At 29.0% G+C, this 11,848-nt stretch carries 10 protein-coding genes; all 10 read right to left on the minus strand.

Annotation, left to right across the window (positions count from 1 at the left end):
* Positions 1 to 30 precede the first annotated feature (30 nt).
* The 10 genes from ACX6CF_RS21975 to coaE all read right to left on the minus strand — a co-directional run bounded on the left by ACX6CF_RS21975 (position 31) and on the right by coaE (position 11,835).
* Complete coding sequence (locus tag ACX6CF_RS21975) at positions 31 to 621, minus strand: L-2-amino-thiazoline-4-carboxylic acid hydrolase (protein ID WP_458787521.1); 591 nt, start codon at positions 619 to 621, stop codon at positions 31 to 33.
* Between the two features lie 174 nt (positions 622 to 795).
* On the minus strand, positions 796 to 1,416 hold the full coding sequence (locus tag ACX6CF_RS21980) for a TetR/AcrR family transcriptional regulator (RefSeq protein ID WP_458787522.1): 621 nt from the start codon (positions 1,414 to 1,416) through the stop codon (positions 796 to 798).
* A 162-nt stretch (positions 1,417 to 1,578) separates the two neighbouring features.
* Positions 1,579 to 3,030 carry an aminoacyl-histidine dipeptidase gene (locus ACX6CF_RS21985; RefSeq protein WP_458787523.1) on the minus strand — a complete coding sequence of 484 codons (1,452 nt, stop codon included), beginning with the start codon at positions 3,028 to 3,030 and terminating at the stop codon, positions 1,579 to 1,581.
* A 56-nt stretch (positions 3,031 to 3,086) separates the two neighbouring features.
* The gene (locus ACX6CF_RS21990; RefSeq protein WP_458787524.1) at positions 3,087 to 4,445 is read right to left on the minus strand and encodes a DUF711 family protein; all 1,359 of its coding nucleotides are present in this window, start codon (positions 4,443 to 4,445) and stop codon (positions 3,087 to 3,089) included.
* Positions 4,446 to 4,481: 36 nt separating this feature from the next.
* Positions 4,482 to 4,754 carry an ACT domain-containing protein gene (locus ACX6CF_RS21995; protein ID WP_458787525.1) on the minus strand — a complete coding sequence of 91 codons (273 nt, stop codon included), beginning with the start codon at positions 4,752 to 4,754 and terminating at the stop codon, positions 4,482 to 4,484.
* A 23-nt stretch (positions 4,755 to 4,777) separates the two neighbouring features.
* The gene (locus ACX6CF_RS22000; RefSeq protein ID WP_458787526.1) at positions 4,778 to 5,578 is read right to left on the minus strand and encodes an MBL fold metallo-hydrolase; all 801 of its coding nucleotides are present in this window, start codon (positions 5,576 to 5,578) and stop codon (positions 4,778 to 4,780) included.
* A 111-nt stretch (positions 5,579 to 5,689) separates the two neighbouring features.
* Positions 5,690 to 7,351 (minus strand): sensor domain-containing diguanylate cyclase, encoded by a 1,662-nt coding sequence (locus ACX6CF_RS22005; RefSeq protein ID WP_458787527.1) that lies wholly within the window; start codon positions 7,349 to 7,351, stop codon positions 5,690 to 5,692.
* A gap of 11 nt (positions 7,352 to 7,362) precedes the next feature.
* Positions 7,363 to 9,420 carry a cell division protein FtsA gene (locus ACX6CF_RS22010; protein ID WP_458787528.1) on the minus strand — a complete coding sequence of 686 codons (2,058 nt, stop codon included), beginning with the start codon at positions 9,418 to 9,420 and terminating at the stop codon, positions 7,363 to 7,365.
* 216 nt (positions 9,421 to 9,636) lie between these two features.
* On the minus strand, positions 9,637 to 11,229 hold the full coding sequence (locus tag ACX6CF_RS22015) for a peptide ABC transporter substrate-binding protein (RefSeq protein ID WP_458787529.1): 1,593 nt from the start codon (positions 11,227 to 11,229) through the stop codon (positions 9,637 to 9,639).
* An 18-nt stretch (positions 11,230 to 11,247) separates the two neighbouring features.
* Positions 11,248 to 11,835 (minus strand): dephospho-CoA kinase, encoded by a 588-nt coding sequence (coaE, locus tag ACX6CF_RS22020; protein WP_458787530.1) that lies wholly within the window; start codon positions 11,833 to 11,835, stop codon positions 11,248 to 11,250.
* Positions 11,836 to 11,848: the final 13 nt, after the last annotated feature.

Genomic DNA, 11,848 nt, shown 5'->3' on the forward strand with positions numbered 1-11,848 from the left:
AATCAGCATAGAGTTATGTTATATACATTATTAAATATTATTATTCTTTTTCATAGCATAAAAATGAAAATCACATATATCATTACCGTAACCCAGAGCCCCTTTTCTTTCAAAACGTATTTTAGGAGTTACATCAGTAAAATTTATATGGTCATTGTTACAATATAATGCACACAGTTCAGAACAATCATATTGTCTGAAAGCATCATTGTAAATACATCTTTTCACATTAAATTCTAAGCTGATTTTGTTATTTGATATCCATTCAACATCCCATCCTTCGCCACTTAACCCTATAACAAACATCTTTTTAAAAAGGAAAAAGAAATTGGGTAACTTACTTATTCGTTCATACATTTTTCTTGAAGTTTCTTTAGTATTATTAGAAATCATTTTATTCATGTGCTCAAATGCCTTTTGCTTACTCATTTGGGTTTGAAGCGCGTGATAGAGAGAAATGGTCGGAAGAATTACTTTAAACAAAGTAGCTCTGTTCTTTTTACTTTCCTCCACACAGTTTTTCTTTAACTCCACTAATTCAGCTTCTGCCTCTGTATGTATTATTCCAGTAATTTGTTTGTCAAAATTATACTTGATATAAGTATCCATATACTTCACCATATTGTTACCTCCTCAAAATAAATAATAACAGTGTTATCATAACACTGTTATTATATCACTCAATGAATTTTATTTCAATGATAATAATTATTATTTTCATATACAATAATTGCAATAAAAAAACCATCCTATAGATGGCTCAGTTACTTATATAATAAAACAAGTAGCTATTAGTTATTGAAAATCCAATACTTTAATCCACCCAGCTGAAAAAAAGTCACTAATAGTATTAGTATAATGCTTAGCATCTTTATAAGTCATATCACGCTTAACGATTTCATAGATAGATAAATAGTGGGTATGTATAAGTATTTCAAGTTCTTGGTCAGAAATATCTTTAATCTTGATTCCTTTATTTCTTAAATTAGCAAAATAATTTTTTGTCTTCTTTACACTTATATTAATATTATCATAAATATATCGAGAATATTGAGTACCATCAGAACAAGTAAATAACAATTTAAAAGCATCATAGTTATTAAATATATCATCAATATGATTACTCATCCTGATTTTTGATTGTTCCCATAATATATCTTGCAATACTTTAGGTTCATCAATTGTTCCATCATATTGTGATAACGCATCTTTATACAAATACTCCAAATTATCAATTGCAGGTTGTACTAGAAATTTAAATAATTCCTCTTTGTCTTTGAAATGAGCATAAAAAGCCCCAGTTGTTACCCCTGCTAATTTTACAATTTTACGTAATGAAGTATCTTTGTATCCTTTTTCCAAAAACATTTGTTTTGCTATATTAAGTATTTCTTGTTTTGAATTGTTTCTTCTCATTGTTATCTCATCCTCTTTACAGATATTTTATTCAAAGTCATATCTACTAATCTAGTAAGATGACTAGTAACTGTATTTTATTATACAGTATAAGATAGATAAATGGACAAAAATATGGGAATAAGATGATTAATCTTATTCCCAGCTAATGTTTATGTTATACTATCTTATATTTTTTAGAGCATTCAATAAGAATTCCCAAGTTCTTTTAGTAGAAGAGATACTTAATTTCTCATCTGGTGTATGAACATCATACATATTAGGTCCAAGAGAAATCATATCAAGTCCTTCAATTTTTTCATCAAATACACCACATTCAAGACCAGCATGAATAGCTTTGATTAATGGTTTTTCTCCATACATGTCTTCATATGTTTTCGTGAAACTATCTCTTAATTTAGATTCTTTTCTATATTCCCATTCTGGATATTCACCAGTAATCTTAAACTCAGAATGACCATGTTTAGCAAATAAACCTAATTGATATTCCATTACTTTTTTCAATGATCCTACTGAGCTTCTAACTGCAATAGTCAATTTGATAGAATCATCATTAGTAACTACAACGCCTAGATTAAGAGAACTTTCAACTAGTCCTTCTATATCAGAACTCATTGTCTGAATTCCATTTGGTAAACATGTCAATAAGTAAATAAGATTACTCAAAGTTTCATTAGCCATAGTTTTCGTTTTGCTATTATTTTCTTTTGTTGTAACCACAATAAGTCCACTATCACTAGTTTTAAATTCATTTTTAATATCTTCGGAGATATTAGCAACTATTTCATTGAATCTATCATATTCATTATCAGCAATAATTATATTTGCATATGCTTCCCTAGGAATAGCATTATCTTTTGAGCCTCCAAAAATATCGATCAAATTAATGTTCATGGAATTATTCAAATCATATAATATTCTTCCAAGAACACGATTTGAATTAGCTCTGTTCATATTAATATCACTACCTGAATGACCGCCTTTTAAGCCTTTAACCATAATTTTAACTGTAGTTCCTTCGACTTGCTCATACTTAATAGGGATATCTATACAAGCCTTTAAACCTCCAGCACAGCTTACAAGGAATTCCCCTTCTTCTTCACTATCAAGGTTTACAAGAAGCTTAGCGGAGAAATTAGCTGGATCAACGCCTATAGCTCCATTCATACCAGCTTCTTCATTCGTTGTAACAAATACTTCAATAGCAGGATGTTCAATCTCATCAGAGTCAAGAATAGCAAGACAATAAGCTACAGCTATACCATTATCAGCACCTAAAGTTGTACCATTGGCGCTAATATAGTCCCCATCAACTATTAATTCAATAGGGTCTTTCAAAAAATCATGTTCTACATCAAAATTCTTTTCACATACCATATCCATATGTCCTTGAAGAATAACAGTAGGATATGCTTCATAACCTTTTGTTGCAGGTTTTTTAATGATGATATTCAAGTGTTCGTCCTGAACAACTTCTAAATTTCTATCTTTAGCAAAAGAAAAAAGATAATCACTTATTTCTTTTTCATTACCAGATCCTCTAGGGATATTATTTATCTTCTCAAAATACTCAAATACACTTTTAGGCTCTAGACCTTCTATAATTTTACTCATACTTTCACCTTCCCAAATCTCATTTTCTAATAGAGAAGTTTACCATCAATGTAAATTTAATTCTTAAAACTATGAATTGGAGCTGGTATTCTACCACCTCTATTAATAAGTCTGTCACAACCGAATTCATTTACTGGCATTAATGGTGCATAACCAAGTAAGCCACCAAATTCAGCTTGATCACCGACATCTTTTCCTATAACAGGTATAACTCTAACAGCCGTAGTTTTTTGATTAATCATTCCTATAGCCATTTCATCTGCTATCATTCCTGATATTGTAGATTCTTTAGTTTTACCTGGTATTGCTATCATATCTAGACCAACTGAACAAACACATGTCATAGCTTCAAGCTTCTCTATTGTTAAAGCTCCTTTATTAACAGCATCTATCATACCTTGATCTTCACTAACTGGTATAAAAGCACCACTTAACCCACCAACATATGATGATGCCATGACCCCGCCTTTTTTTACTTGATCATTCAATAATGCAAGGGCTGCTGTTGTTCCAGGTGCACCTACATAATCTACACCGATTTCTTGTAAAATGTCTGCAATACTATCACCTATAGCAGGTGTTGGTGCAAGTGATAAGTCTATTATACCAAAAGGAACACCTAAAGCTTTTGATGCTTCTTTTGCAACTAATTGTCCGACTCTAGTAATCTTAAAGGATGTTTTCTTAATTGTCTCACATAGTTCTTCAAAATTCTTACCTCTACATGATTCAAGCGCTTTCTTAACAACACCAGGTCCACTAACCCCAACATTTATAATAGCATCAGCTTCACTCACACCGTGAAAAGCACCAGCCATGAATGGATTATCATCAGGTGCGTTACAAAAGACAACAAATTTAGCACAACCAATTGAATCACTATCTTTAGTTAGAATTGCTGTTTCTTTTATAGTACTTCCAAGTAATTTAACTGCATCCATATTAATTCCAGTTTTTGTAGACCCTACATTAACTGAACTACAAACTCTTTCTGTTGTAGCAAGAGCTTCTGGTATAGATTTAATTAATTTTTTATCGCTTTCAGTCATACCTTTACTAACTATAGCTGAAAAACCACCTATAAAGTTAACGCCAACTTCTTTTGCAGCTCTATCTAAAGTTTTTGCAATAGAAACATAAGAATCAGTTTGAGTGCTTGATGCAGCGATTGCAATAGGTGTTATTGAGATTCTTTTGTTTACAATAGGTACACCATATTTCTTCTCAATATCTTCTCCAACTTTAACAAGGTTTTTTGCTTTAGTTGTAATTTTATTATAAATATTTTCATTAAATCTATCAATATTAGAATCAGCACAATCCATAAGATTAATACCCATTGTTATGGTTCTGACATCTAAATTTTCTTTCAATATCATTGTATTAGTTTCTAGTACTTCTAATGAATTAATCATGTAAAATTCTCAATCCTCTCAGGTAGTTTTATATAGTTATAATCTATGCATCTTCTTAAAGATTTCTTCATGCTGAAGTTTTATAGTTACACCTATTTTATTTCCTAGTTGGTCTAATTCGTCTACAACTTCTCCAAAAGGTTTTGTTATATTATTAACATCAACTATCATCATCATATTAAAATAACCTTGTACAATTGTCTGTGATATATCAAGAATATTGATATTATCTTTTGTAAGATAACCACAAACCTCCGATATAATTCCTACTCTATCTTTTCCTACTACCGTAATAATACCTTTTTTCATAACTATAATTACTCCTTTCTGTCTTATACTACAACTAGTTCTGAATTACTGTTTCTTGAAGCAACTGATAAGTTGAAATTGTTACAGTCAACATGCGAACAATTCGATAATACCAATTTTACTGATTCATAGGCTAATTCAGGAAAGTTATTTTCCAGACTAAGATGACCTAGAATCACGTGGGATAATGCTTCATCATATAATGTAGAAATCAACTCTCCCGATTTTTCGTTAGATAAATGACCTACATCACTTAAAATTCTTTTTTTAAGGAAATAAGGATATTTCCCTACCTCTAATAGTTTTACATCATGGTTTGCTTCTATAAATAATACATTAGAACCATGTAAATTATCTATTATGTACTCATCATAACATCCTAAATCTGTTGCAACACTTATTTTTTTATCATTACTTTTGAAAGTATAGCATACTGGATCAATAGCATCATGAAATGATTTAAAAGGATGGATAACCATATCTTTTATCATAAAGTCTTCATTAGGGAAAATCTCAACATGTAAATCATCTGGAATTTTTCCTATAGAACTATAATTCAATGTAGCTTTCCATGTTTCTTTAGTGGCATAAATAGGCATTTTATACTTTCTAGCATATACTCCAATACCTTTTATATGATCAGAATGTTCATGAGTGATCAATATACCATCTATAGTATTTGGATCTACGTCTATTGCATTCAAACCAATTTCTACTTTCTTTTTACTAATACCAGAGTCAACTAAAAGATTAACATTATCAGTTCCAACATATATACAATTACCACTGCTGCCACTGGCAATACTACATATTTTAAGTGCCATTGTAAATCTCCTATCTTTATATTATCTATTTCTTAATGACTTAACAAGAAAAGCGGCTATGTCGCTTTAAATGGCTGTAAACTATATAAAGTTCATAGCTTATATTATACATTATAAATCAATATTATCAATAGTTATTCTTCCTCTTCCATTTGCTTTTGAGATATACATTGCATTGTCAGCTCTTTTTAATAACTCTTTTGGGTTTTTACATACTTCTGGATAAGAAGAAATTCCTGTGCTAATGTTTATGTTAATCAACTTATCATCGTGTGATATTTTCTGTTTAATGATATTGTTATGAATATCTTCCATGATTTTATATGACTCTTCTAGATTCTTATTAGGGAAGATTATAACAAACTCTTCACCACCGTAACGGCCAACGATACTATCATTTCTATCCGCATGTTTCTCCGAAATGTTTGCAATGATTTTCAGTACTTGATCACCAAATATATGACCATAAGTGTCATTAACCTTTTTGAATTTATCAATATCAAAAAGAGCTAGTGACAAAACTTTTTTATTTATCCGAGCATCTTCATATAGGTCATGATATATTTTTTGTAAATAGTTTCTATTATATACACAAGTTAAACCATCGCGTTTAGCCATTTCTTCCATTTTAGTATATAGGTTAGCATTATTTATAGCTATGTTAATCTGATTTGCAATACCTTGAAAAAATTGAATACTATTTTCATTAATCATTTGAGTTGATGTATGTTCTGCAATTAATAATCCATATGTATTTTTATCATTTAGTATAGGTATTATAACAAGAGAACCAACATCTCTTTCTGATGTAAAATCATATTTCCCTTTGCTGACATCATTATCAATATACGGGTCACTAATACTAAAATACTTATCTAGTTTACCAACCTTCATATTGTCTATAAAAGATTTTAGATAATCTTTTCCATGAGTAGATTTTACTTTGTAATGGTATGTGTTAAGATTAACATCGTAAATAACCAACGAACATGTATCTACACCTATAGCACCAAGTATGGAATCAGTAACTAACTCCATCAATTCATCAATATCCAAAACAGAACTTATGTAGCTGAGTAATTCATTTTGGATGTACATTTCAGCAGTAAATCTATTTAATCTTTCATTAGCTTCTTCCAATTCCATCTTTTGCTTAACTAGCTGGTCGTGAACCAATTGAATTTGTTGTCCTGAAACAACTAATTCCTCATTTTTATTTTTTGCTTTTAACCAAAGCTTTTTTTGAATATTCACCTGATTCTTTAAGTCTTCAGTAGACCCATAGAATATTATATATACCCCAATTATTACTATTATGATTTGAAACATAAATAGTAATGGAAGAAAAGATAAATATCCAGTAATTCCTCTATATATACTCGCAATTGCTAAAGGCAGTACAACCAAAACATATGTGTGATATCTTATCAGCTTACTCTTAAAACCAAGTATGATAATCACTTCAACACATAACATAATATACATGATACATGCTGAATTAGAAAGGAATCTATTTCTTTCTAAAACCACAAAAGAAATAATAATCAATTGAACAAGCTTGGTAATATAAAACACCCGAATATTTTTCAAATACTCTAACCTGTGAAAAACAATATTAATAATATATATTACTATAACCATTACCAATCCATATATAATATACCTATCACATTTGTTTATTATCTTAGATATTATAGAATATATTATTATCATTGTTGTTATTATAGTATATATATAAATAAATTTTTTTTCATACTTTAATGTTTGTTTCAAGGCCTATCCCCTCACTTGTCCCAATATACTTCTATTTTATCTCCTATACTTATCTTTTCCATGTAAGATGCATTTTTCCCGTTAATCAAACAAACAATTTTACCCTGTGGATTTTTCAGATCGAACTCTATGTAATTAAAGATATCCACAAATATGTAAGATTTTTTCCCTTGTAATATTATTTCAGTATCATTTACATATACCTTTATTTGTATAGTATTGTTAAATATTTTTTCATCTTCTTGTGTAATGGCAATCTCGCTATCTGGAACATTTTTATCACTAATGTCGTTGATAGTTATTTCTTTTTCTTCTTTGATTTTCATATCAATTCTATCATTTTTATTTACTTTGTATTCTATAGATTTTATATCGCCATTAACATAAATAAGATTATCAGCTAGATTAATATCAGTAATCTCTAATATATCAGCAATAGAATATTCTGTATAAATTTTTATATTGTCTTTGTCTTGTATGCTATAATCCATATCTTTTTCCTTGCTGTTAACTAATACTTTATATGGCAAATGAATTTTAGTATTATTTAGATAAATATTATATGGTTCACATTTATCAATTATATCTTTAATCAATACAGTAGGAGATTCCCCATGTTTAGCCTCTTCGAGTGTAATATTATCATTTGCACTAATTGGACAATTTAGCCCCACCATTTTGTCATTAACAAGTATAACTGCTGGTTCACCAGTGCTACCTCTTAATTTTTTATCTTCTCCATTCAATTTGTAATGAAGATCTTTTCCACGTCTACATATAAGATTCTTATGGTTAAATCCTTTATATGCTACTATATCTACTAAAGTTAGATTATTATTATTAAATATCTTTAGTTTTTCATCATTAAGTGAAACACTAATAAAATCATTATTATTTTTATTGATACCACTAAGGCATATACCAACAGGTGTTACCATCTCAGGATTTTTCGAACTTTTATTCTTGAAATGTACGTCATTAAGTACTTCATACCCTCTAAGAGCAACACGTTCATTCTGAAGACCAAGTTTGCTTGCTAACACATTAGTGAATTTTTTCAGCCTTCCGCCGCCACCAACACAAAATACGGCATTAGTAGTTTTTCCACCGTTGAGCTCCAATATTTTACTACTTATGTTTTCAGCAAGAGAATCCATTGTTGGTTTTATTTTATTATATATTTCATCTGAACCTATTTTATGTGTAATACCCATAATATCTTTAAAAACTACAGTTTTAACTTTGTTGAGTTTTAATTTGATTTTTTCGGCAGTAGCAAAATCAACCAAATAATCATGTACAATTTGCTCTGTTATTTCATCACCTGCCATTGGAATCATACCATAAGCGATTATGCTACCTTCTTTTGTAATAGCAATATCTGATGTACCTGCACCTATGTCAACTAATGCAATATTCAATAACCTATATTGTTCTGGAATAGCAATGTTTATAGCTGCAATTGGTTCTAATGTAAGATTGGATATTTTAAGATTGCATTTATCAATAACTGAATATAGACTATCAACTACTTCTTGAGGTAAAAATGTTGCGAGTAAATCTACCCCTATCTTATTACCTTTATGACCTTCTAAATTAGAAAATGTATAATCATTCAAATAATATTTTATTACACTATAACCTACACAATGATATACACTATCTTCGAGTAACTCTTGATTTAACATTTCATGTGCTTTTTCCATAGCCATTAATTCTAAGAGATGTATATGGTCCTTACTAATAACCTGATTAATTTCCATTTGTTCCTCAACATGAACTTGATAGGTTTTCAAAACTCGTCCCGCAGCAGCGATACACACGTTTTTCAACTGAAATCCTATTTGTTTCTCAAGCTTTGATTTAACCAAATTAACTGTTTCAGCAACCTTTTCTATATCATGAATCTGTCCATCAATCATAGCTCTTGTGTTATGTAAAGCTGTATAATTACCAATTATGTTAAACTTATTGTTATCCATATAGCCTACAATTCCTACTATACTTCTAGTTCCTATGTCTAATCCAAAAACATATTCGTTAATATGTAATATTTCTTCTGATGTCATAGCTTAAAAATCACCTCAAATGCTTATTACAGAAATTTGAAACAACTATTTTTATTGTTTATTTCTAATTGAATCAATTGTTTGCATACATATACATAATATATAATAACACATAAATAGAAAAAATCTAGAGTTTTATATATTTTTTTAACAAAAGAGGATTAGATTCTTTTTGAAAATAACCCTCTAAGATAATATTAGTAATATTCTAATTTATTATTTAGAAATATATACATTCTCTATACCGTTATAATTATTATAAACAGAAGGATTTAACCTACCATTAACTCTATCTTTGGAAATAATTGCAGATGTTCTAAAAAACAAACTATAGTAAGGCAAGTCTTCTGCAAATATATTTTTAAATTCATTAGTAGCATTTAATATATCATCATCATTAATACTGCCAAAGATTGTTTCTAATACTTTGTCCAATTCTGGATTATTATAAGAAACGAAATTACTACCCTCTTGAATCTGAGAAGAATGGAAAGCAAATGTAAAATCAGGTACCTCCGATAATTTCCATTCACCTAATAATAGGTCAAAGTCTTTACTAATTATTTTTTGATTGTAGGTTGCATTATCAACTAAATCAAGATTTATAACAAAACCAATACTCTCTAAAGATTCTTTAATTTTATTAGCAATTCTAAGTCTAAGAGGATTTTCACTATTAACTAATAACTTTAAATTAAGTTTCTCTTCAGCCCCATCATCATCAACAAAACCAGTTGCTGTAATTAATTCTTTTGATTTGTTAATGTCTTTATTATAAGTTATTGAATCATTATCATTCAACCATGATTTTGGATGTATAGGAAATTCAGTTATATATGCATGATTTAAAAATTCATTCTTGATGATATCTGATCTATCAATTGCATATGCTATGGATTTTCTAATATTTTTATCACCTAATATTGTATTATTAAAATTAAAACCTAAAAAGGTATAATAATAAGTTGGATATTCTGTTAATGAAACCCCTTCAGTCTCTGCATACTCTTGCCAATCAAACTTAGTTGGGTTAATTATATCAACGATATTTTGGTTAAAAGCATCTGAATCATTGTTTTTATCTCTTGTAATGATTCCTTTTATCTTTTCAACATAGACTTCACCATTAAACCAATCTTTATTGGCTATAAGATTAAGTTCTTTCATGGTGGTAAAGTTAGAAAAAGCATAAGCTCCCGTACCAATTGGTTTCATACTATTATCATCATTAGACTTATAATGATGTTTAGGTATTATAGGAAAATTCATTGTATATAATGAAAATGCAAATGGTTGGTCAAAATATATTTTAAGGGTATATTGATCTACTGCAGAAGCTCTTTTATAATTTTTTACATTAACCTTATATATCGCATCATCAGGTGCAGCTTTTAACGTATCTATACTATATACAACATCATCCGAATGTAGCTCTTCCCCATCATGAAATAATATGTTTTTCTTTAGAGTAATGGTAACAGTAGTTCCAGAATCTGATAATTCATATGAATCTACTAAATTAGTAACTGGTTTTTCTTTATCATCCAATTCAAATAGAGAATCAAATACTAGCTTCAATATTTGATCTACAGTTCTATCAGTGTTTATTAATGGATTTAGAGTAGATGGATCTCTCATTAATAATTTTAGTTCCCCACCAAACTCTGGTGTAGATTCCGCTAAATTCTCTTCTTCGCTTTGTTGGTTAACTTGTGTGTTTTCTATCGTATCTTTATCTGTTGTTTTAGTACATCCGCTAGATAGCGAAAAGCACAATATTAATAGCATGATTAAAGATAATTTTTTCATTATTATTCCTCCTGTTGACTAGTCTAGATATTTTTTCATCTGATTATAAGTAATATCTAAGGTATCACTGTTATCAATTATCACAGTAGCATATTCTCTGAACTTTTCATCTGATAATTGTTTGCTGATTATATTCATGGCTAACTCAGTAGAAATATTCCTATATTTTAATAACCTCTCCAAGCGAACATCAATATTGCAATATACATACCAATATTCATCTATTAAAGAGTATATTTCACCTTTTCCCAATGCAGTTATTTCTAGAACAATATAACAATATTCATTTTCTTTCTTTAATTCATTAATGATACATGTTATATCTTCATTAATATATGGATGAGTAATATCTGTTAGTTGCTGTAGTTCATTTTCATTAGAAAAAACTAATTTTCCTAGTCTACTTCTATTAATATTTCCATTATCATCCAAAATATGCTTTCCAAAATGATTTACTATCTTTTTATAGGCTTTACTATCTTTGCTGATAACATTATGTGCTATTTTGTCAGCGTTAATAATATAAGCATTAAATCTATTCTTGAATAAATTGGAAACTTCTGACTTGCCACTACCACAACCACCGATTATTCCAATAATTTTCATTTAATCAACTCCA

The sequence above is a fragment of the Vallitalea sediminicola genome (assembly GCF_054408565.1).